23 protein-coding genes are annotated in these 22,500 nt (G+C 55.7%); 2 read left to right on the forward strand and 21 right to left on the reverse strand.

The window, feature by feature from the left end:
- Nucleotides 1-2 precede the first annotated feature (2 nt).
- From LY264_RS15155 to hinT, 8 genes are all read right to left on the reverse strand, one after another.
- Nucleotides 3-542: a glycine zipper 2TM domain-containing protein gene (locus LY264_RS15155; protein WP_003030814.1), complete on the reverse strand. Its 540-nt coding sequence runs from the start codon at nt 540-542 to the stop codon at nt 3-5.
- Between the two features lie 168 nt (nt 543-710).
- On the reverse strand, nt 711-2,015 hold the full coding sequence (gene ndh / locus LY264_RS15160; RefSeq protein WP_003832263.1) for an NADH-quinone dehydrogenase: 1,305 nt from the start codon (nt 2,013-2,015) through the stop codon (nt 711-713).
- A gap of 236 nt (nt 2,016-2,251) precedes the next feature.
- Complete coding sequence (gene ycfP / locus LY264_RS15165; protein WP_003030817.1) at nt 2,252-2,794, reverse strand: alpha/beta hydrolase YcfP; 543 nt, start codon at nt 2,792-2,794, stop codon at nt 2,252-2,254.
- A 21-nt stretch (nt 2,795-2,815) separates the two neighbouring features.
- Nucleotides 2,816-3,841, reverse strand: a complete 1,026-nt coding sequence (nagZ, locus tag LY264_RS15170; RefSeq protein WP_048226898.1) for a beta-N-acetylhexosaminidase — start codon at nt 3,839-3,841, stop codon at nt 2,816-2,818.
- A gap of 10 nt (nt 3,842-3,851) precedes the next feature.
- The gene (thiK, locus tag LY264_RS15175; RefSeq protein WP_048226900.1) at nt 3,852-4,676 is read right to left on the reverse strand and encodes a thiamine kinase; all 825 of its coding nucleotides are present in this window, start codon (nt 4,674-4,676) and stop codon (nt 3,852-3,854) included.
- A complete protein-coding gene (lpoB, locus tag LY264_RS15180) occupies nt 4,657-5,298 on the reverse strand; it encodes a penicillin-binding protein activator LpoB (RefSeq protein ID WP_008784426.1) in 642 nt (213 codons plus the stop codon). The genes thiK and lpoB overlap by 20 nt, the downstream gene beginning before the upstream one ends.
- A 13-nt stretch (nt 5,299-5,311) precedes the next feature.
- Nucleotides 5,312-5,686 carry a YcfL family putative periplasmic lipoprotein gene (locus LY264_RS15185; RefSeq protein ID WP_048214425.1) on the reverse strand — a complete coding sequence of 125 codons (375 nt, stop codon included), beginning with the start codon at nt 5,684-5,686 and terminating at the stop codon, nt 5,312-5,314.
- A gap of 2 nt (nt 5,687-5,688) precedes the next feature.
- Nucleotides 5,689-6,048, reverse strand: coding sequence for a purine nucleoside phosphoramidase (gene hinT / locus LY264_RS15190; protein ID WP_003030826.1), 360 nt, complete (start codon nt 6,046-6,048; stop codon nt 5,689-5,691).
- A 349-nt stretch (nt 6,049-6,397) separates the two neighbouring features.
- On the opposite strand from hinT, the gene fhuE reads away from it, so the two are divergent.
- Nucleotides 6,398-8,584 carry a ferric-rhodotorulic acid/ferric-coprogen receptor FhuE gene (fhuE, locus tag LY264_RS15195; protein WP_048226902.1) on the forward strand — a complete coding sequence of 729 codons (2,187 nt, stop codon included), beginning with the start codon at nt 6,398-6,400 and terminating at the stop codon, nt 8,582-8,584.
- 22 nt (nt 8,585-8,606) lie between these two features.
- Here fhuE and paaY read toward each other — a convergent pair whose 3' ends face one another.
- The 13 genes from paaY to paaA all read right to left on the reverse strand — a co-directional run bounded on the left by paaY (nt 8,607) and on the right by paaA (nt 19,822).
- Nucleotides 8,607-9,203, reverse strand: coding sequence for a phenylacetic acid degradation protein PaaY (paaY, locus tag LY264_RS15200; protein ID WP_032943013.1), 597 nt, complete (start codon nt 9,201-9,203; stop codon nt 8,607-8,609).
- A gap of 11 nt (nt 9,204-9,214) precedes the next feature.
- Nucleotides 9,215-10,141: a phenylacetic acid degradation operon negative regulatory protein PaaX gene (paaX, locus tag LY264_RS15205; RefSeq protein WP_165612492.1), complete on the reverse strand. Its 927-nt coding sequence runs from the start codon at nt 10,139-10,141 to the stop codon at nt 9,215-9,217.
- A gap of 157 nt (nt 10,142-10,298) precedes the next feature.
- The gene (gene paaK, locus LY264_RS15210; protein ID WP_003832244.1) at nt 10,299-11,618 is read right to left on the reverse strand and encodes a phenylacetate--CoA ligase PaaK; all 1,320 of its coding nucleotides are present in this window, start codon (nt 11,616-11,618) and stop codon (nt 10,299-10,301) included.
- A 28-nt stretch (nt 11,619-11,646) separates the two neighbouring features.
- Entirely contained in the window at nt 11,647-12,852 is a 1,206-nt protein-coding gene (pcaF, locus tag LY264_RS15215) for a 3-oxoadipyl-CoA thiolase (protein WP_048214430.1), read from the reverse strand.
- A complete protein-coding gene (gene paaI, locus LY264_RS15220) occupies nt 12,852-13,274 on the reverse strand; it encodes a hydroxyphenylacetyl-CoA thioesterase PaaI (RefSeq protein WP_003832239.1) in 423 nt (140 codons plus the stop codon). Before paaI ends, pcaF begins: the two co-directional genes overlap by 1 nt.
- A complete protein-coding gene (locus LY264_RS15225; protein ID WP_048226904.1) occupies nt 13,267-14,685 on the reverse strand; it encodes a 3-hydroxyacyl-CoA dehydrogenase in 1,419 nt (472 codons plus the stop codon). The genes paaI and LY264_RS15225 overlap by 8 nt, the downstream gene beginning before the upstream one ends.
- 3 nt (nt 14,686-14,688) lie before the next feature.
- The gene (paaG, locus tag LY264_RS15230) at nt 14,689-15,477 is read right to left on the reverse strand and encodes a 2-(1,2-epoxy-1,2-dihydrophenyl)acetyl-CoA isomerase PaaG (RefSeq protein ID WP_048226906.1); all 789 of its coding nucleotides are present in this window, start codon (nt 15,475-15,477) and stop codon (nt 14,689-14,691) included.
- Between the two features lie 2 nt (nt 15,478-15,479).
- On the reverse strand, nt 15,480-16,247 hold the full coding sequence (gene paaF, locus LY264_RS15235; protein ID WP_048226908.1) for a 2,3-dehydroadipyl-CoA hydratase PaaF: 768 nt from the start codon (nt 16,245-16,247) through the stop codon (nt 15,480-15,482).
- Nucleotides 16,244-17,314 carry a 1,2-phenylacetyl-CoA epoxidase subunit PaaE gene (gene paaE / locus LY264_RS15240; RefSeq protein WP_048226910.1) on the reverse strand — a complete coding sequence of 357 codons (1,071 nt, stop codon included), beginning with the start codon at nt 17,312-17,314 and terminating at the stop codon, nt 16,244-16,246. The genes paaF and paaE overlap by 4 nt, the downstream gene beginning before the upstream one ends.
- 7 nt (nt 17,315-17,321) lie before the next feature.
- Complete coding sequence (gene paaD, locus LY264_RS15245) at nt 17,322-17,819, reverse strand: 1,2-phenylacetyl-CoA epoxidase subunit PaaD (RefSeq protein ID WP_048226912.1); 498 nt, start codon at nt 17,817-17,819, stop codon at nt 17,322-17,324.
- Nucleotides 17,820-17,831: 12 nt separating this feature from the next.
- Entirely contained in the window at nt 17,832-18,587 is a 756-nt protein-coding gene (gene paaC / locus LY264_RS15250; protein ID WP_071692449.1) for a 1,2-phenylacetyl-CoA epoxidase subunit PaaC, read from the reverse strand.
- Between the two features lie 7 nt (nt 18,588-18,594).
- Nucleotides 18,595-18,882: a 1,2-phenylacetyl-CoA epoxidase subunit PaaB gene (paaB, locus tag LY264_RS15255; RefSeq protein ID WP_032943000.1), complete on the reverse strand. Its 288-nt coding sequence runs from the start codon at nt 18,880-18,882 to the stop codon at nt 18,595-18,597.
- Nucleotides 18,883-18,892: 10 nt separating this feature from the next.
- Complete coding sequence (gene paaA, locus LY264_RS15260; protein WP_008784410.1) at nt 18,893-19,822, reverse strand: 1,2-phenylacetyl-CoA epoxidase subunit PaaA; 930 nt, start codon at nt 19,820-19,822, stop codon at nt 18,893-18,895.
- Nucleotides 19,823-20,107: 285 nt separating this feature from the next.
- Between paaA and paaZ the strand changes: the two genes are divergently transcribed.
- Nucleotides 20,108-22,153 (forward strand): phenylacetic acid degradation bifunctional protein PaaZ, encoded by a 2,046-nt coding sequence (gene paaZ, locus LY264_RS15265; protein WP_048226916.1) that lies wholly within the window; start codon nt 20,108-20,110, stop codon nt 22,151-22,153.
- Nucleotides 22,154-22,500: the final 347 nt, after the last annotated feature.

Below are 22,500 nucleotides of genomic sequence, written 5' to 3' on the forward strand. Positions count from 1 at the left end.
TTTTACGCTTTGTTATTCAGTACCAACTGTCCGTTGTTATCCAACGGAATTTGCGCGCCGGGGTCCTTATCCATACGGATTTTCCCCTGCTGATCGCCAATTTTGTACGTCACGTCGTAGCCCAGCATCTTTTCAGATTTGTCATACACCGTTTTACAACGCTGCTGCGTGGTGGTGTAAGTATCGTTTTCCTGCATCGAACCCTGAATCTGGTTACCTGCATAGCCGCCGCCTAAAGCACCGGCCACGGTGGCAATATCTTTACCACGTCCACCGCCAAACTGATGCCCAATAACACCACCCGCAACCGCGCCCAGTACGGAACCCGCGATACGGTTTTCATCTTGTACCGGCTTGCGGTGGGTGACCGTTACGTTCCGGCACTCCTGACGCGGTGTTTTTACCGACTCTTTAATCGGTGTTGCAGAGACAACTTGCGCATACTGTGGGCCACGCTCGAAAACGTTCAGACTGGCCACCGCTGCAACACCCAGCGCAGCAGCTACGCCAATCCCTATACCCGCCAACATTGATTTATTCACGGGACTTCCTCCTTTTTTGCTATTAGCAACAACTTTGCAACAGAAGGTGAGGAATGCCAATCAGATTACGGATGAAAATAGCGGGAGGTGGAGCGAAAGCGGAATGATTCAGACAACTCTGAAGGAAGGCGTCGGATGCGTAAAATCATCCGACGCCACAGGTCGATATTAATGCAGTTTCAGACGCGGGCGAATCACCCGGTTGATACTGCCGACCAGCATCATCAGGCCGGTTTTGAAGTAGCCGTGCAAAGCAATCTGGTGCATGCGGTACAGTGAGATGTACACAAAGCGCGCAATACGTCCTTCCACCATCATCGAACCACGGGTCAGGTTGCCCATCAGGCTACCCACGGTAGAGAAGTTAGAGAGCGAGACCAGAGAGCCGTGATCTTTGTACTGATACGCTTTCAGCGGCTTACCGTTCATCTGTGCCAGAATATTGTTCATCGCGCAGGTCGCCATCTGGTGTGCTGCCTGAGCGCGCGGAGGCACAAAACCGCCTTCCGGGCGAGCGCAGGAAGCGCAGTCGCCAATCGCGTACACGTCAGGATCGCGCGTGCTCTGCAGAGTTGGCTCAACCACCAGTTGGTTAATACGGTTCGTTTCCAGACCGCCAATGTCTTTCATAAAGTCTGGCGCTTTGATACCCGCCGCCCACACCATCAGATCGGCTTTAATGTATTCGCCATCTTTGGTGTGCAGTCCGCCTTCATCAGCGCTGGTTACCATCGTCTGGGTCAGTACGCGTACGCCCAGTTTGGTTAACTCATTATGCGCAGCACCGGAAATACGCGGCGGCAACGCAGGCAGAATACGCTCACCGGCTTCGACCAGCGTAACGTTCAGCGCGTCATTGGTCAGCCCTTTGTAACCATAGCTGTGCAGTTGTTTTACCGCATTGTGCAGCTCAGCGGAGAGTTCAACACCCGTCGCACCGCCGCCCACAATGGCGATATTCACTTTTCCGTTAGCGCCCAGATTCGCGGAATACTTCAGGAACAGATTCAGCATCTCCTGGTGGAAACGACGCGCCTGATGCGGGTTATCGAGGAAAATGCAGTTTTCTTTCACGCCAGGGGTGTTGAAATCGTTGGACGTACTGCCCAACGCCATCACCAGCGTGTCATACGGCACTTTACGCTCAGGAACCAGTAGCTCACCCTTCTCATCGCGCAGCTCAGCGAGAGTAATGGTCTTCGCTTCACGATCGATATCCACCACCGAGCCTAACTGGAACTGGAAGCCATGGTTACGGGCATGAGCCAAATAACTCAGCGCATCCACACCTTCGTCCAGTGAACCCGTCGCCACTTCATGCAGTAACGGTTTCCACAAGTGACTGTGGTTTCTGTCTACCAGTGTGATTTTGGCCTTTTTCTTACGCCCGAGTTTTTTACCCAGCTGCGTCGCCATTTCCAGTCCGCCAGCACCGCCGCCGACAATCACGATCCTTTTCAATGGTGTAGTCAACGTGACCCCCTCAAATTTATTAACCAATTGTTAATTAAAAGTTATGAGCATAGCCTTTAATTAACAACAAGTTACGGCAATGAAAATGTTCTTCGAGAGTGAGAATAACACGAACGGTGCATTGGTCATACCAAAATTGATATGTATCAAGTTTTGATGCTGAAAAGATAGACAACCGGAACTTTAAGAACAAAAAAACCAGCCCGATGGCTGGTTTTTTACACACTCAATAAGAATTAACCTAACGTCTTGAACGCTTTGATGCGCTGCAAATGCGGAGAGATATTCTTAAACTTATGCGTCTGCTCTTCGTCCCAGACTATCTCGTAAAAATGATGCAGCTCTTCCGACGAACGCTGACTGTTAAGCGCTTCATCATGACGTGACAGGATCACCAGGCAGCGATCGCGATTCTTCTCACGGAAATTGGTCACGCATTTTGTTGCGATGTCTGCATACTCCTCAGGTCTGTCGATTTTGCCTTCCATGTTCTCATACGGGAACAGGTTGGGATTAAACACTACCTGACGAATATCACACAGGAAACCAATCCGTTCAGCCCAATATCCCCCGAGCCCCACACCACAAATCAGCGGACGGTCATCCACATTCAGCTGCAGCATTTTGTCCACTTCTTTCAGCAGATGCTGCATATCATGTTTAGGATGCCGCGTACTGTAGCTAATCAGCCTGACATCCGGGTCGATGAATTGCAGCTGCAACACCTTCTCATGGTTGCCCGGGCTGTTAGAGTCAAAACCGTGTAAATAGATAATCATCGCATCCTCGCCAAACTTGCGTTAATGACCTGCTTTCTCTTCCTGCCAGCGCTCATGAAGTTGGTTAAGCTGAGTGCTTACCGTCTTCCAGCATGCCGAGTCCATCAGTTCCTGACGTGAAAATGAACCTTTATGATACAAACGTGTAACACGTTCTGCATTGATCGGCGACAGATTATCTAACACACTGACCGCTCCCTTACGATTATTGCAGACCAGGATCATATCGCAACCTGCATCCAGCGATGCCTGTCCACGCTCCGCATAGCTTCCCATTATCGCCGCCCCTTCCATCGACAAATCGTCGGAGAAAATGACACCATCGAAGCCAAGCTCCTGGCGTAGCACCGTTTTCAACCAGTGAGGTGAGCCACTCGCCGGACGCGGATCGACATCACTGTAGATGACATGCGCAGGCATAATGGCATCCAGTTTGTTTTCCGTAATCAACGTCTGGAACACGGACATATCTTTCGCACGAATCTCGGCTTCTGGGCGTGGATCGGTTGGGGTTTCTTTGTGTGAATCCGCCGTCACCGCCCCATGTCCTGGGAAATGTTTACCGGTCGTTTTCATGCCAGCAGCATGCATCCCGTCAATGAAGCGGGTCGCCATCGCCAGCGCTTTTAGCGGATCGGCATGGTAAGAACGCTCGCCGATTGCCGCGCTGATATGGCCCACATCCAGCACGGGTGCAAAGCTGATATCAATGTCCATCGCGATCATTTCGCTGGCCATCAACCACCCTGCGTCCTGAGCCAGTTTGCCGCCTTCTTCCAGACCGTGCAACGCAGCAAAGGATTGAGCTGCAGGCAGGCGGGTAAAGCCCTCACGAAAACGCTGTACGCGTCCGCCTTCCTGATCTACCGCCACCACCAGATGGTTACGTGACGCAGCCCGGATCTGACGCACTAATTCACGCAGCTGTTCCGGGTCATGATAATTTCGGGTAAAGAGGATCAACCCACCTACCAGCGGATGTGCCAGAATCTCACGCTCTTCAGCGTCCAGCTCATACCCTTCGACATCCAACATTACTGGGCCCACACTGCTCTCCTTATCCTTTAATTGTTAGCTGCCGCCAGGTTTCATCGGCCAGCCTGATAAATTGTCGATCGCCGGTTTGCCGCCAGCGATACTCAAACCACCCCGCCTTCAGCATCATTATCCAGGGTTGCCATTGTCTGACCTGTCGCCACAAAACGTCTGGCTCAATGTGCGCTCGTTGGGCGTAGGTGCTAACCAACTGTTGGTGCTGGGATTCATCGCTAACCCATACTGCCGCCAGCTCCAGGGCAATATCACCGTCTCCGGCGTATTCCCAGTCAATCAGCCGCAGCCCTGATGCCGTACGTACGATGTTGTCACCGTGAACATCCATATGCAGCGGCCCCAGGCGCAAAGGTCGAGGCTCACCTCGTTTCCTTAGCCGCTTCAGCGCGCGCAGCCAGCATGGTGTACGACGCGCCGGATCGCCACACTGCCAGTACTGTTCAAGTAGCGGAAGCAGGCTGATTCGCCAGCCCAATCGGGGTTGCTGGTGCAGATGATACAGTAAGCCTGCGAGTTCGTCGGCGTCCGGTAATCTGGATTCTACCTTACCGTGAAAAAACTCGACTGCCATCCACCCACGCGTATAAAAATGAGGACGTGGCGCAAGGCTTTCTGGCAGGTGTTTTAACGCATGATATTGGCGTAAGAAATGAGATTCCGGCGCGTCAGGATCGTGATGGCAGCGCAGTACCAGCCGGTGGGAACGGTGTTCAATGATGCAGCTCCCGCCGCTCAGGCCGGTTTGGCTGGTTGCGACGGGATGATACTGCGGGAAATAGCGCGACAACACTTCGCCGCGCGTGAGTCTGCTATTGTTGCTGAACGGCACCTTTACCTGACCAGATTATCTCGCCAGTTTGTACCAGCATTAATTGCATTTGCAGCGCAGGCGAATTGACGTTGCCGGATGCGCTGGAATAAAGCACATACTGCGCGCCAACGTTACGGGCGATACCAATCGCTTTACTGCGCGTTCCCAGACTGTCATTCGGAGACAGACCTAACTGCTGTTTGGCGACAGCCAGCTGTTGGGCAGAAATCAGCGTAAACTTACCATTATTCGCCAGCGCGTTACGTAAGGTTTCGGTGGCTTCACCCGCGTTCAACGAGCCATTGGTGCGGTTATTCACGCTATCAACCAGCAGAACGCCGCCCGCTTTGACGCCGTCGGCCTGCAGCATTTTGCCGACCATCGGCTGCATAGCCCCGTTCCAGTCATAGTGACGTTGACGTGGCGTCGGCTGCGCCGTTTGGTCCTCATGCTCAATTGGGCCCGGCTGCTGCGGTATGCTTGGCACCGTTGGCACAACCGGCACCGGCTGTTGCGGCTGCGCAGGCTGTTCCGGTACCGGCTTCACTTCCTCTACCGGCGCGGGCTCACGTTGCGCCACACAGCCAGAGAGAAACATCGCCAGCGCGGCAATCAGTGCGTAGCGATTCATTTTGTTCATCAAGATTCACCCCTTACAAATAAAGATAAAGTCTAACCTTGTGCGCCCCCAGAAAATTGGCGCTGCCGTACAGCGTCACCGACGAATGAGCCGGAATAGTCACACTGCGTGGCGCTTCCAGAGGGTGCATTTCCAGCCCTCTGGCGTCATACCAGTAAAACCGATAATGAACGGTAACGGGTTCTTGTCTTTCGTTATAGAGTCGCGAGGATGCCGAAGCCTGAATATCAGACGTTGTTAACGTGGGCTGCTCTGCTGTAATACCCGCCGCCAGAATTGTTGATTCCATCACCAGCGACTGTTCATCACTTACTGGGATTTCAGGGTGTGAACGACAACCCGCCAGCAACAACAAGCCCAGTGAAAGCGCAATGCATCCTCTGGTCATGCTTACAGACCTTTATGCGCAAGCATTGGGCCAAGCGCACGTCCACCCAGCAGGTGCATATGAATGTGATACACCTCCTGCCCCCCGTGGCGGTTGGTGTTCATGATTAAGCGGTACCCATCTGCAGCAATGCCTTCCTGCTCAGCAATTTTCGCCGCAACGGTGATCATGCGGCCCAATGCCTGTTCATGTTCCGCCGTCACATCGTTGACAGTTGGGATCAGAATGTTAGGAATGATCAGGATATGCGTTGGTGCCTGAGGGGAAATATCACGAAACGCAGTGACCAGTTCATCCTGGTATACGATATCCGACGGAATCTCACGACGAATAATTTTGCTGAATATAGTTTCTTCTGCCACGACGTTTTCCTTTTTCATTAACAGCCCAAGCGTTTTGCCATGCTACGCCGGGTAACTCTGCGAGTATAGAGTATGAGCGAGTTCCTCACGCTCTTTCAACTTTAACCCTCGATTTTTTAAGCGAAAACCTCAGTCAGTGCTGCTCTTATAACCATTTTCCTGCGCTATTGCTCAAGCATAGTACTGAAACAATATTTCATTTATGTCGTAGCATCTGTTTACACATTAATTGCTAATGCGTATATTTCGCATTTGTATTTACATGCGCATTTAATAGTTTACAACCAAAGGGTTCATCACAACTACCGGTGATTCGAACTTAATATTAATAATTATCAAGGACTTTTCGATGTCTTTCACAACACTCAACGGGAATGTTCAACGCCAACCGGGGCTTGCCCCTTCTTTGCTGGCAGCATGCATCACGCTAGCCCTTTTACCTTCCACCAGCCTCGCAGCCCCTGCAGAAGAGACAGTGATCGTGGAAGGTTCTGCTCCTTCGGCATCCAGTGAGGAGCAAGATTACAGCGTTAAATCAACGACCGCTGGCACAAAAATGCAAATGACACAGCGCGATATTCCGCAATCGGTCAGCATTGTCAGCCAGCAACGCATGGAAGATCAGCAATTGCAAACGCTGGGTGATGTGATGGACAACACGTTGGGGATAAGCAAAAGCCAGGCGGATTCAGATCGCAGCAGCTATTACTCGCGCGGATTTCAGATTGATAACTATATGGTCGATGGGATCCCGACCTATTTTGAATCCCGCTGGAATCTCGGTGACGCCCTTTCTGACACCGCCCTTTTTGAGCGTGTCGAAGTGGTCCGTGGCGCAAACGGGCTAATGACCGGGACGGGTAACCCTTCAGCCTCCATTAACATGATCCGTAAGCATGCCACCAGCCGCGAGTTCACCGGTAATGTTTCAGCGGAATATGGCAGTTGGAACAAACAACGCTATGTGACCGATCTGCAAAGCCCGCTTACGGCAGACGGCAACGTGCGCGGTCGCATCGTGGCGGGTTACCAGAATAACGACTCCTGGCTTGATCGCTACAATAGCGAAAAAATGTTCTTCTCCGGGATTGTCGATGCCGATTTGGGTGACACCACCAGCCTGTCTGCGGGCTATGAATATCAGCGCATTGATATCAACAGCCCAACCTGGGGTGGATTGCCGCGCTGGAATACCGATGGCAGTAAAAACAGCTACGACCGTTCGCGCAGCACTGCGCCGGACTGGGCTTACAACGATAAAGACTTCAACAAAGTGTTTGTCACCATCAAACAGCGTTTTGCCGATACCTGGCAGGCGACCATGAACGCCACCCACTCCGAGGTCAAGTTCGACAGTAAAATGATGTACGTCGATGCCTATGTTAATAAGGCCGACGGCACGCTGATTGGCCCATATGGCAACTATGGTCCGGGATATGACTACGTCGGAGGAACTGGCTGGAACAGCGGCAAACGTAAAGTGGATGCTGTCGATCTATTTGCCGACGGCGGTTACGATCTGTTTGGTCGTCAGCATAATCTGATGCTGGGCGGCAGCTACAGTAAACAGAATAACCGTTATGAAAGCTCGTGGGCGAACGTTTTCCCCAACGAAATCGGCAGCTTCTATACCTATGATGGTAACTTCCCTGAAACCAACTGGAACCCGCAGTCATTGGCTCAGGACGATACCACGCACATGAAATCGCTGTACGCCGCAACGCGTATTTCGCTGGCCGACCCACTGCATTTGATTGTTGGCGCACGTTACACCAACTGGCGTATCGACACCCTGACCTACAGCATGGAGCAAAACCACACCACGCCGTATGCGGGTCTGGTATATGACATTGACGATAACTGGTCTACCTACGCCAGCTATACCTCAATCTTCCAGCCGCAGAACAAGCACGACAGTTCCGGTAAATATCTCTCTCCGATCACCGGCAACAACTATGAGCTTGGTCTGAAGTCCGACTGGATGAACAGCCGTTTAACCACCACGCTCGCGGTGTTCCGCATCGAACAGGATAACGTAGCGCAATCAACCGGCGTGCCAATCGCCGGTAGCAATGGCGACACGGCCTTTAAAGCGATGGATGGTACGGTCAGTAAAGGGGTCGAATTCGAGATTAACGGTGCGATCACCGATAACTGGCAGATGACGTTTGGTGCGACACGCTATGTTGCAGAAGACAACGAAGGCAATGCAGTAAACCCAAACCTGCCGCGGACCACGGTCAAACTGTTTACCCGTTATCGCCTGCCAGCCATGCCGGAACTGACCGTTGGCGGTGGAGTTAACTGGCAGAATCGTGTTTACAGCGATACGGTCACGCCTTATGGCACATTCCGCGCGGAACAGGGAAGCTACGCCCTGGTAGATTTGTTTACCCGCTACCAGGTAACAAAAAACTTCTCAGTGCAGGGTAACCTTAATAACCTATTCGATAAAACCTACGACACGAATATCGACGGTTCTATCGTTTATGGTGAGCCGCGCAACGTCAGCGTTACCGCCAGCTACCAGTTCTGACACCGGGTATTGCGTAGAATCGCTAACTCGCTGACTTAGGTTGCAAATTCTCATCAAACTCCAGCCGCTTTCTGTCGGGTTCTACCGCAGTCAGCGGCTCCACTTCTGCAAGCGTCTGCTGACAGCGCCCCACCAGCACCTGATACTCGCGAGTGCCCTGTTTTTTCCACACCAGTTCCTGCTCAGTTAACATGCGAATCGCTTTCGCCGGGCTGCCGACAATCAGATGGTTGGCAGGCATCTCAGCGCGCGCTTTCACAAACGCCGAAGCACCAACGATACTGTTTTCACCGATGGTCGCACCATCGATAATCACCGCGCTCATGCCGATCAGCGCGTTACGCCCAATCACACAGCCGTGCAGAATCGCCCCGTGGCCGATATGTCCGTCCTCTTCCACCACCGTATCCTGGCCGGGAAATCCGTGCATCACGCAGTTATCCTGGATATTCGCCCCATCTTTAACCACGATACGCCCAAAATCTCCGCGCAGGCTGGCGTTGGGACCAACATAAACACCTTTGCCGAGAATGACATCGCCAATCAGCACTGCGGTTGGGTGAACATAGCTTTCTGCAGGAACTACCGGGATCATCCCGTCAATCTGGTAAATCGGCATGGCTTCTCCTGTTACACCTCGGCTAATCCGCCGAAGCGTTGATAATAGAGCGGACCCGGCGCGGGCAGTTCCCCCACCGAGCTCTCGCCTTTTTCGCTGACGAAAACCTGGGCGCCGGGCGCAACACGTTGATAAATATTAATGCACAGCTGACGCGCCGTCTGACCCAGCCAGTGAGCAGGCAACAATTCTTCCGGCAGCAGCGGATCTTTGAGCACAACCCGACGATAGAAGTGAATGAGCAACAGGCGGATCTGGAAGCAGCGCTCTGGCGTAAGTTCGTCCGGCCCGGCGTCACGCAGTAGCGGTAACAACGGACGGAACAGCGTGATAAACGCCTCGTACATGGCATTTTGTTCGGTTAAGTGCCAGCACCCTTCTACCCGCTCACGCAGCGCAGCGCGGGAGAGTGCCAACGGCGAATGCGCCTCAAAAACGATGACGTTTTCCGCCACCCCAGCTTCATGGAGCAGCGACTGTACGTCCGCCAGCTTTTGCGATGGCGACGCCAGCAGACTCGGCGCCAGTACGCCAAAACCTTGCCATAACAGCTGCTTTTTAACTTCGGCCAGGGTATTTTTCTCCAGCCCCTCCGACAGCAGCAGCAGCCAGGTACCGTCCCACTCAGGGGCGTTGGCACGGTAGATTTTGCTCTCGGCGCGGCGCGTCAAGCGTAGCCCTTTATCACTCAGGCGGTAGAAACTGCGACGGCCGATACGTACTACGTCCAGCCATTCTTCTTTATTAAGGCGAAACAGCGCGGTACGTACAAAACGTTCACCGAAGCCAAGCCCTTCCAGCAGCGCGGCAACGCTACCGAGCCAGACTTCTCCACCGCGTTGCGATAAACAGTCCCCGTAAAGCGAGGCGATAAGCGAGGTGCCGCTGACCGGCATTGCGGTTACCGCCTGCTGAATAAAACTATCGAGTTTTTCCATATGATTCATACTGTTGTCTTTTTTGTCCTTTTTGAATCATAGCACAGGAAAATTTCCGCGGTATGGCAGGAATTTGTAGGCCGGATAAGGCAACGCCGCCATCCGGCAACTTGTGCGCTCTCGCCTGATGGCGCTGCGCTTATCAGGCCTACGAGGCTTAGCCGTTGGCGGCAACTTTGCGCAGGTCGAACACCCGGCACGCCTTTCCTTCTGAGCGCGGAATGCTGCCGCAGTTAACAATGCTTACGTCCGTTGAAATACCGACCATCGACTTAATACGATGACGCAAATGATGGCAAATCTGGCAGCGCTGCTCATGGCTTAGCACCAGGCTGCTCTCTTTAAGCTCCACGCGTACCGAAAGCGAATCAAGATGTCCTCGGCGATCCACTTCCAACTGGTAATGCGGAGCCAGATGTTCAATCTTGAGGATCTCTTCTTCCACCTGCGATGGGAAGACGTTGACGCCGCGAATAATCAGCATATCGTCGCTGCGCCCGCTAATGCGATCCATACGACGCATCGTGCGCGCGGTACCCGGCAGCAGGCGCGTCAGGTCGCGGGTACGATAACGAATGACCGGTAGCGCTTCTTTCGTCAGCGTGGTGAACAGCAGTTCGCCGTGCTCGCCGTCGGCCAGTGGCGTACCGTCATCCGGATTGACCACTTCCGGGAAGAAATGATCCTCCCATATTGTCGGACCATCACCCGTTTCGATGCACTCCATCGCCACGCCCGGCCCCATCACTTCCGAGAGGCCATAAATATCCAGCGCCGTAATACCCAGGCGACGTTCGATCTCCGCGCGCATCCCCGTTGTCCACGGCTCTGCGCCAAAGACACCGGTACGCAGCGAACAACCCCGCGCGTCACCGCCCATCTGGCGCTCCAGCTCTTCAATCAGGTTCAGACAGTAGGATGGCGTGACCATAATCATGTCAGGTTTGAAATCGCGAATCAGCTGCGCCTGTTTCTCGGTTTGACCGCCGGACATCGGGATAACCGTTGCCCCCAGGCGTTCCGCGCCGTAGTGCGCGCCCAGTCCGCCGGTGAAAAGGCCATAGCCATAAGCGACGTGGATTTTATCTTTCGCGGTACCGCCTGCGGCACGCAGCGAGCGGGCGACGATGTTAGCCCAGGTATCGATATCATTTTGCGTATAGCCCACCACCGTCGGTTTACCCGTGGTGCCGGATGATGCATGGATACGCACCACCTGCTCCATCGGTACCGCGAAGGTGTCGAAGGGATAGTTGTCACGCAGGTCCTGCTTGGTGGTGCAGGGAAACTTGCTCAGATCGCTCAGCTCACGGAAATCATCCGGGTGAACCCCCGCCGCGTCGAACTTACGGCGGTACATCGGGACATTTTCATAGGCGTGTTTTAACGTCCATTTCAGGCGCTCGGTTTGCAAAGCCTGTAATTCGTCACGCGATGCGGTTTCAATCGGATCTAATTTTGTTGTTGTCGTTGTCATTTTGTAGGGCACTCGCAGGTCAATTAGCTCACACTCGCTCAAGGATCATGGCAATGCCCTGACCCACGCCAATACACATCGTACACAGCGCATAACGTCCATTGCGTCGTTCCAGCTCCAGCGTTGCGGCCAGCGCTAACCGCACACCGCTCATCCCCAGCGGGTGACCTAAAGCGATAGCCCCCCCATTGGGATTCACGTGTTCTGCGTCATCTGCCAGTCCAAGCTGTCTCATCACCCCCAACGCCTGGGCGGCAAAGGCTTCATTCAGCTCAATCACATCCATATCGTTGATATTCAGCCCGGCGCGCTCCAGCACTTTTCGTACCGCAGGAACTGGCCCAAGCCCCATAAACTTCGGCTCCACGCCCGCCGTCGCCATCGCGACAATGCGTGCACGCGGCGTTAGTCCCTGGGCCTTTATGTGTTGCTCGCTGGCTACGATCATTGCTGCCGCGCCGTCGTTCACCCCAGAGGCATTGCCTGCGGTAACCACGCCGTTCTTACGAAACGGTGTTTTCAGTTGTGCGAGTTGCTCCAGCGTGGTTTCTGCACGCGGATGTTCATCTTCACGTACTGCGCTAACTGCCCCTTTCTTGCCAATGATTTGTACCGGCACAATTTCCTGCGCCAGAATGCCGTCACGCTGGGCTTTCGCCGTGCGCTGCTGGCTGCGATACGCAAAGGCGTCCTGGTCCTCTCGGCTTATATTTAACAATTCAGCTACATTCTCCGCCGTTTCCGGCATGCTGTCAGTTCCGAATTGTTGCTGCATGAGCGGGTTCACAAAACGCCAGCCAATGGTGGTATCAAACATCTCGGCCTGACGCTGAAACGGCGCGGTGGCTTTGCCCATTACAAACGGCGCGCGTGACATTGACTCAACACCACCAGCGATCAGCAGGTCGGCATCACCGGCTTTGATCGTGCGAGCAGCGAAGCCGATTGCATCAAGCCCGGAGCCGCACAGACGGTTGATGGTCGTGCCGGCAACGCTGTGCGGATAACCCGCCAGCAGGGTCGCCATATGCGCCACGTTGCGGTTATCCTCGCCCGCCTGGTTGGCGCAACCGAAGATCACATCGTCAATAGCGCTGGGATCCAGGCGTGGGTTGCGGTTGAGTAATTCACGCAACGGGATGGCCGCCAGATCGTCGGCACGCACGCCTGCCAGCGCCCCGCCGTAGCGACCAATCGGGGTACGAATACCGTCACAAATAAATGCGTCACGCATTAGACTTCTCCTGTAATCGTGCCACCGATGCGGTGGGATTTGCCGCGAAACAGAGCCACGGTTTTGTGTTGCTGATTGACAATTTCAATGTCGTAAACGCCAGTGAGTTTGCCTTGCTGCTTAACCCGCGCGGTGGCGGTCAGTTTGTCACCTGCAAAGGCCGGACGCAGAAAGTCGATACTGGCCGCTGAGGCTACTGCCGCCAGTCCCTGACTGTTGCAGGCGTAAGCAAAGGCAGTATCCGCCAGTGAAAACAGTTGCCCGCCGTGACAGGTCTGATGGCCATTCAGTTGCGACGGCGACACGGTCATAGTCATCTGCGAATAACCGTCGTCCATCTCAATAATTTCAATCCCCAGCGCCTGCGCGCAGGTGTCTTTCACATACATGGCGCGGGCGTTGCGCCAGGCTTCGTTACTCATGACGCATCTCCATCAGCGCTTTCTGGCGCAGCAGCGCACTCGGGCGATAGCGTTCTTCGCCGTAGTGCTGTTGTAGATTTTCCAGCAGACGAAGCACACGTCCCCAGCCGAGCGATTCGCCCCAGGCCAGCGGCCCGTGCGGGTAGTTGACCCCCAAGCGCATGGCGGCATCGATATCCTCGGCGCTGGCGACTCCTTTTTGCAGCGCATCCAGCGCTTCGTTCGCCAGCATCGCTACCGTGCGCCATACCAGCAGCCCTGGGTAGTCGGCAATACGCAGCACTTTTTTGCCCTGCTGCTGGAAGTAGTACACCGCTTTGTCGGTGGCTGAAGCCGGGTTGGTTGGTGCGCTTGCCAGCACGACGGTGTCGCCCGCAGCATGGTCATACACCACCACCGGGCGCTGGTGCCGCACGCTTAAGGCCAGCGCGGTTTCACCGGTCGTTTCAAGGAGCAGCACATCATCCAGTTCAGTGACAACGTCACTCTTGATATTTTTTGCTGCATTTTCAGGCGCTACCGCTGCAACAGCCAGTTCAGGCGATACCTCAGCAGGCCAGCAATAGACGCCGTGGCCGCTCTTCTTGCCCAAACGCCCCGCCAGAGCGAGCTCCTGTTGCAGCAAAGACGGTAGAAAACGGCGGTCCTGCCAGAAAGCGTTAAACACCGAACAGGTCACGGCAAAGTTGACATCCTGACCAATCAAGTCGGTCAGCGCCAGCGGTCCCATCGGGAAACCGCCGCCGTCGCGCAGTGCCGCATCAATCACTTCCGCTGACGCAACCTGTTCTTCCAGCGCGCGCCAGGCTTCAGCGTAATACGGACGCGCCACGCGGTTGACGATAAAACCCGGAGTTGAGCGGCAGCGCACCGGCTGCTTGCCCCAGGCGATTACGCACTGGCAAAGCTGCTCGACTACCTCGGTTGAGGTGGCAAGGCCGCTCACCACTTCCACCAGTTTCATCACCGGTGCAGGGTTAAAGAAGTGCAGCCCCGCCACACGTTCCGGATGCTTCACTCCCGCCGCAATTGCGGTAATTGAGATCGACGAGGTATTACTGGTCAGCAGCGTTGACGGCAAACAGATCTCCGCCAACTGACTGAACAGCGCTTTTTTAATTTCCAGCCGCTCGGAAGCGGCTTCAATCACCAGTTGTGCATCGGCAAGCTGATTCAGTTCAGTCGCGGGGGCGATCCGTGCCAGCAGCTCACTGGCCTGTTCCGCACTGATTTTTCCACGACCAACACGAACGTCGAGTCGCTGGCGAATACCCTCAATGGCGCGAGTAATCGCCTCAGCGGAAATGTCATACAGCAGGACCGAATGTCCGGCGCTGGCAGCCACCTCGGCAATGCCTGCACCCATTGTTCCGCCGCCGATCACGGCAACGCGGTGAAGAGTTTGCGTCATGGCTTATTTCCCGCTGAACTGTGGTGGACGTTTGGCGAGGAAGGCGCTGACCCCTTCGCGATAGTCGTCGCTGCGACCGGCCATGCGCTGGTAGTCGCGCTCAAGCTCAAGCTGCTGATCCAGCGTGTTGGTTTCGGAAAGCTGCAAGGCTTTCTTAATCAGCCCCAGGCCATAGGTCGGCTGCGTCGCGAAATGGCGCGCCATGGTCAACGCGGTATCTTTCAACTCGGCATCGTCGACCACTTGCCAGATCATGCCCCACTGCGCGGCCTGTTCGGCGCTGAGGTTATCGCCAAGCATCAGCAAACCCACAGCACGAGCGCGACCGGCTACGCGCGGCAGCACCCAGCTTCCGCCGCAGTCCGGCACCAGACCGAGCTTGCTGAAGGCCATGACAAACTTCGCCGAGCGCGCGGCGAGGACGATGTCGCAGCCCAAGGCCAGTGTGGCACCGGCACCAGCGGCAACGCCGTTGACGGCGCAGATAACCGGCTTCGGCAGCGCGGCTAAGCGGCGCACCAGCGGGTTGTAGAAGCGTTCCACCGACATGCCCAGATCCGGCGCGGGGCCGCTCGGGTCAACGTTACGGTCGTTCAGATCCTGTCCGGCGCAAAATCCGCGTCCGGCGCCGGTGATCAGCAGGCAACGAATGGTGTCGTCGCGCTCGGCCTGTTTCAGGCAGTCGGCAAGCTGCTGGTGCATCACGTCGTTAAAGCTGTTGAGTCGGTCCGGGCAGTTCAGGGTGATAGTCATCACGCCCTGCTCCACTTCGCTGAGAATAAATACGTCCACGATTAGCGTCCTTTAAATTCCGGTGTGCGTTTTTCTAAAAAGGCGCTGACGCCTTCACGACGATCTTCGGTGCCGCTCAGCAGCGTAAACAGCTGACGTTCCTGCACCAGACCGGCCTGAAGACCCACTTCTTGCGCAGCGCGTAGAGACTGTTTTGCCGCCCGCAGCGCCAGCGGTGAGTGACGGGCGATGGTCGCCGCCAGCTTGAGCGCGTATTCATCGGAGAGGTTCGCCGGGTGAATGTCACTCACCAGCCCGGCCTGTTGCGCTCGTTCTGCATCAATGCTTTCACCGCTCAGCACCATTCGGCTGGCCAGCGCTTTGCCAACACAACGGATAAGCCGCTGCGTACCGCCCGCCCCTGGCATGGTGCCGAGAGTAATCTCCGGCAGACCAAAGCGGGCGTTATCCCCGGCAATCACCAGGTCGCACAGCAGAGCCAGCTCGCACCCGGCTCCCAGCGCGTAACCGTTAACCACCGCGATCAGCGGCTTGTTGAAGGCATCAATACGTGCCCACAGGCGTGGGCGAATATCGTCGAAAGTGGCGGGCAGATCTTTTTCCGCCATTTCGTTGAGATCGGCTCCGGCAGCGAAGTAGCGCGGGTTGCCGCTAATCACGCAAACGCTGATGCTGGCGTCCGCCGCCGCGCTTTCCAGCGCGTCAGCAATCTGCGTTAGCAGCGCATTGTTCAGGGCGTTACGCGCCTGTGGGCGGTTCAGGGTCAGTTGCAGTACACGGTCGTGACGGGAAATCAGCAGTTCGCTCATGCCATCCCCCGCGCATCGAAGTCGACCACTACGTCACCGCTGGTTGGCAGCGCCTGGCAGCTCAGCACATAGCCCGCCGCCAGTTCATCGGCTTCAAGGCTGTAGTTGGCGGCCATCGCCACCTCGCCGCTGACCACCTTGCATTTGCAGGTAGCGCACACGCCGCCTTTACAGGCGAACGGCAGGTCAGCGCCCTGGCGCAACGCGGCGTCGAGAATGCTGTCATCTTCCGCATTCAGTGAAATCAGGCGATCGCGCCCATCCTGACGAAGGGTGACCGTGCGGCCTTCCGCCTGCACGCCGGTGACGCGTTTCACGCTGGTCCCCGGCGTATTGAAACGCTCAAGGTGAATGGATTTTTCCGCTATGCCCAGTTCGCGCAGTGCCACTTCGGCTTCATCCATCATTGCCGATGGGCCACAGATAAAGGCGTCGTCAAAGCGGCTGAAATCGAGCAGGTTTTTGCCCAGCGCACGCAGTTTGTCGCCGTCGATACGACCCTGTAGCAGATCGCTGTCCATCGACTCCTGACTGAACAGGTGCACCACCTGTAAACGCTGCGGATAGCGGTCTTTCAGATCGGCCAGCGCCTGACGGAACATCATGCTGTGGCTGCTGCGGTTGCCGTAGATCAGCGTGAACTGGCTGGCCGGTTCGGTCGTCAGCGTCGCTTCAATAATCGCCATCATCGGCGTAATGCCGGACCCGGCGGCAATCGCCAGATATTGGGCTTCGCGCTCGGCCTGCGGCTGGTAGCCGAAGTGCCCTTGCGGCACCATCACCTCCAGCGCCATACCCTGCTGGATATCCTGCTGGGCATAGCGGGAGAAACGCCCACCGTCGATAGCTTTAACCGCGACGCTAATTTCCGACGGCGAGCGGCTGCGACAAATGGAGTAACACCGACGCAGCTCTTCTCCACCGAGGTGAGCTTTCAGCGTCAAATGCTGGCCCGGTCGGAAGGCGTAGTCATTACGCAGCGCGTCGGGAATGGTGAAAGTGATGGTCACCGCATCGCGCGTTTCCGCTTCGACGTTGGCCACGGTAAGCGAATGAAATGTTGTCATCGCAACCTCAAATACATTTAAAGTAATCAAAGGGTTCACGGCAGCTGTCGCAGCGATACAACGCTTTACAGGCCGTGGATCCGAATTCGCTAATCAGCGAGGTATGGGTGCTGGCGCAGCGCGGGCACTGTACGTCAGTTGGCATTTCGGCATGGCAGGCGTGGGCCTGCGGCGGGCTGATACCATACTGGCGCAGGCGTTCGCGGGCGTCCGGGCTCATCCAGTCAGTGGTCCACGGTGGGTCAAGCTGCAGGACGATATGTACTGGCGTATAGCCGTGCTCCGCCATCACCGCCCGAATGTCCCCCAGCAGATGTTCGGTGGCCGGGCAACCCGAGTAGGTTGGCGTAAAGCCAATCACCCAGCCGTCGCCGTGACGCTCAACGCGGCGCACCATGCCGAGGTCGGTAATGGTCAACACCGGGACTTCCGGGTCTGGAATGGCGCTTAGCAATCCCCAGACGGTACGCACCTCCGGGGGTGCGATTGCGGCGAGACGTTGCATAGCCACCTCCTGTTACCACTGCTGGCCGGGATACGACCGCGGTAAATACTGCATCTCTGCCAGCATCGGGCCGAGATGTTCGCTGTGCAGCCCCTGCTTGCCGCCGCGACGGAACGCCGCTTCTTCAGGGATTTGCAGACCCGCATCGAGCAGCGCGGTGTGCACCGTGGTCTGCCATTCAGCTTCTAATTCGCGCGGGTCAACGGCGATGCCCTGCTCGCTCAGGCTGATGTCCAGCTCGTCGGCCATAAACAGTTCACCGGTGAAGCGCCACAGGTTGTTGACCGCCTGCTGCATCAGTTGCGCGGAGTAGTCAGTACCATTCCCCAGTCGCTCCAGCCAGCCGCGGCTGAAGCGCAGGTGATAACGCACTTCTTTCAGTCCTTTGGCAGCGATAGCGGCAATCTGCTTATCGCGGCTGTTAACCAAACGAGTGAATAGCGCCACATGCCAGACATCGATAAAGAACTGGCGAGCGATCGTGTCGGCAAAGTTGCCGTTAGGCTGTTCCACCAGCAACAGATTGCGGAACTGACGCTCGTCACGACCAAAAGCCAGTGTGTCTTCGTCGCCGCTACCCGCCAGTTCGGCGGCGTAGCTGAGGAAGTTGCGCGCCTGCCCCAGCAGGTCGAGGCCGATATTAGCCAGCGCCAGATCAATCTCCAGCTCCGGCGCATGACCGCACCAGGCACCCAGACGCTGAGCCAGCACCAGGCCGTTATCGCCCAGACGCAGGGCATAGGTTGCAACGGGATTCAGGTTATTCATCGTTGCCTCACATATGTTCCATGCCGTCCGGCACGGTGTAGAACGTGGGATGGCGATAGACTTTGCTCTCCGCCGGGTCAAAAAACTCACCGCGTTCTTCCGGCTGTGACGCAACAATTTCGCTGGCTTTCACCACCCAGATGGAGCAGCCTTCGCTGCGGCGTGTATAGGCATCGCGGGCATTTTCCAGCGCCATCTGGTCATCGGCGGCATGCAGACTGCCAACGTGACGGTGCGATAACCCTTGTTTGCTGCGGACAAAAACTTCGTATAACGGCCAGTATGTTTTGCTCATGACTCTCTCCTTACGCCGCGTCGCGGGCCTGTTGCTTTTCGGCGTGCGCCAGTGCGGCCTCGCGCACCCATGCCCCTTCTTCCCAGGCCTTACGCTTTGCGCCCAGACGTTCGTGGTTGCAGACACCACGACCGTTGATGACCTCATTAAATTCCTGCCAGTCGATCTCACCGAATCGATATTTCCCCGTCGCTTCATCAAGCTGTAGGTCGGCGTCCGGCACGGTCATACCGAGAATTTCTACCTGCGGGACCGTGTTATCAACAAAGCGCTGACGCAGTTCGTCGTTGGAGTGCAGTTTGATTTTCCACGCCATGCTGCGGGCGCTGTTCGGTGAGTTGTCGTCGTTCGGGCCAAACATCATTAGTGCAGGCCACCAGAAACGGTTGATGGCGTCCTGCAGCATCTGACGCTGATCCTCGCTACCGGTAGCCAGCGCCATACACGCTTCGAAGCCCTGACGCTGATGGAAGCTCTCTTCTTTGCAGATTTTGACCATCGCCCTGGCATACGGGCCGTAGGAGGTACGACACAGCGCCACCTGGTTAACAATCGCCGCGCCATCGACCAGCCAGCCGATCACACCGATATCCGCCCAGCTGAGGGTTGGGTAGTTGAAGATGGAGGAGTATTTCATCTGGCCGTCGAGCATCTTCTGGTACAGATCTTCACGCGCGCAGCCCAGTGTTTCCGCCGCGCTGTAGAGGTACAGGCCGTGTCCGGCCTCGTCCTGTACTTTTGCGAGCAGAATGGCCTTACGCCGCAGCGTGGGTGCGCGGGTTATCCAGTTGCCTTCCGGCAACATGCCGACAATTTCCGAGTGCGCATGCTGGCCAATCTGGCGGATCAGCGTCTTACGGTATGCGTCCGGCATCCAGTCCTGCGGCTCGATGGCCGTTTCCTGCGCGATGCGCTGGTCAAAGCGTTGTTCTTCTGTCACGTCATCACCTTATGATTCCGATAATCTCAACAAACAAATATTTATGAATCACTTTGTTTTATAAAAGTTACATCTTGGTTAAATAAAACCACAAATTATGTTTGCTGGTTTTGCGATACTTGTCGCAAATGGTTTTTGTTTATCCATTAATAACAGATAGATACCCAATGAAGGTAAAGTGTTCGCGATCTCATTGTTAATAAATTATTAAAATCTCACTTGCATTTTGTGATTCATAAAAGAACTATTTAAAGAGATATTACGGAACACATCTGGAGATTAACGATGCAGCAGTTAGCCAGTTATTTATCCGGTGCCTGGCAGACAGGCCGGGGCCGCACCCGCACCATCCACCACGCCCTTACCGGTGAAGCGCTTTGGGAAGTGACAAGCGTTGGACTGGATATGGCGCAGGCGCGCCGCTTTGCTATTGAGCACGGCGGCAAAGCGTTACAGGCAATGAGTTTTATTGAGCGCAGCGCGATGCTAAAAGCGGTGGCGAAGCATTTAATGGAACTGAAAGCCGATTTCTATGCCATATCCGCGCAAACCGGAGCAACGCGCGGTGACAGCTGGGTCGATATCGAAGGCGGCATTGGCACGCTTTTCACTTATGCCAGTCTCGGTGGCCGCGAGCTGCCGGACGATACGCTGTGGCCGGAAGACGAACTGATCCCGCTGTCCAAACAGGGCGGTTTTGCCGCACGCCACGTGCTGACCTCCAAATCCGGTGTTGCGGTGCATATCAACGCCTTTAACTTCCCCTGCTGGGGTATGCTAGAGAAGCTGGCGCCAACCTGGCTTGCCGGGATGCCAGCCATTATCAAACCTGCAACCGCCACCGCGCAGCTCACTCAGGCAATGGTGAAAGCGATTATCGACAGTGGCCTGGTACCGAACGGCGCAATTAGCCTTATCTGTGGCGGCGCGGGCGACCTGCTCGATCACCTCGACAGCCAGGATGTGGTGACCTTTACCGGTTCTGCTCATACCGGGCAGCAGTTGCGCGTGCACCCCAACCTGGTGGCTAAATCGGTTCCTTTCACCATGGAAGCGGATTCACTCAACTGCTGCGTGCTGGGTGATGACGTCACCCCAGAACAGCCTGAGTTTGCATTGTTTGTACGTGAAGTAGTGCGCGAGATGACGACCAAAGCCGGGCAGAAATGTACCGCTATCCGCCGCATTATCGTGCCACAGTCGCAGGTGAAAGCAGTCAGCGAGGCGCTGATTACCCGTCTGCAAAAAGTGGTAGTGGGCGATCCGGCGCAGGAAGGCGTGAAGATGGGGTCGCTGGTGAATAACGATCAGCGTCAGGACGTACAGGATAATGTGAATCGTCTGGTTGAAGCCGGGTGTGAGGTGCTGCTGGGCGGAAAAGCAGATCTGAGCACGGCTGGGGCTTTCTTCCCGCCAACGCTGCTGTTTTGTCCGCAGCCGGATGAAATTGCCGCGGTACATGCAATTGAAGCCTTTGGTCCGGTCGCCACGCTGATGCCGTATCAAAATACCGGGCATGCCATGACGCTGGCGCGCGCCGGTGAAGGCAGTCTGGCAGGAACGCTGGTGACGGCGAGCGGCGAACTGGCGCGAGAGTTTGTCCTCGGTGCGGCCCGCGCCCACGGGCGTATTCAGGTGCTGAACGAAGAGTCCTCGACGGAATCGACCGGTCACGGCTCTCCGCTGCCACAGTTGGTCCACGGCGGGCCTGGACGTGCAGGCGGCGGTGAAGAGCTGGGCGGTCTGCGCGCGGTGAAACACTACATGCAACGCACCGCCATTCAGGGCAGCCCAACCATGCTCGCGGCGGTAAGCCAACAGTGGGTGCGTGGCGCTCGGGTGGAGGAAGATCGTATTCACCCGTTCCGTAAATACTTCGAAGAGATCCAGCCGGGCGACAGCCTGCTGACGCCACGTCGTACACTGACCGAAGCGGATATCGTTAACTTTGCCTGCCTCAGCGGTGACCACTTCTACGCCCATATGGACAAGATTGCAGCAGCCGATTCCATTTTCGGCGAGCGCGTGGTGCACGGTTACTTCCTGATTTCCGCCGCAGCCGGTCTGTTTGTTGACGCGGGCGTCGGTCCGGTGATTGCCAACTATGGCATGGAAAACCTGCGCTTTATCGAGCCGGTTAAGCCGGGCGACACTATCCAGGTGCGTTTAACCTGCAAACGCAAAACGGTGAAACGTCAGCGCAATGCCGAAGAAAAAGCGACCGGCGTGGTGGAGTGGTCGGTGGAGATCTTTAATCAGCACCAGCAGGCGGTGGCGCTGTATTCCATTCTGACGTTGGTTGCGCGTCAGCATGGGGATTTCCCGGCGTAAGATTCCGGCGTAGCTTCGCTCGACCAGGCTTGAAACAAAAAAGCAAAAAGCCTGCTTAGTTTCCTAAGCAGGCTTCTTAAATATGGCTCCTCTGACTGGGATCGCCTTAGCCAATAAATGGCTAATAAGTAAGCTAAACCTGAATTTCCTGCTTGTCAAGACCACCAGAATGACCACCTTTGGTAAGGATAGGCATCAATGGCTCGGCTCCACACTGAGGAGCTTCCGAGCCTATAGTGATTAACACACATTAACGCGGCCCATGAATAAACCTCAATGACATATTATGTGCCTGATTTAACCAACCGGACACATTGCCAAATTAACGATGGCTATCTGAGAGGGCC

It is taken from the genome of Citrobacter portucalensis, assembly GCF_023374935.1.
GTDB lineage: Bacteria > Pseudomonadota > Gammaproteobacteria > Enterobacterales > Enterobacteriaceae > Citrobacter > Citrobacter portucalensis.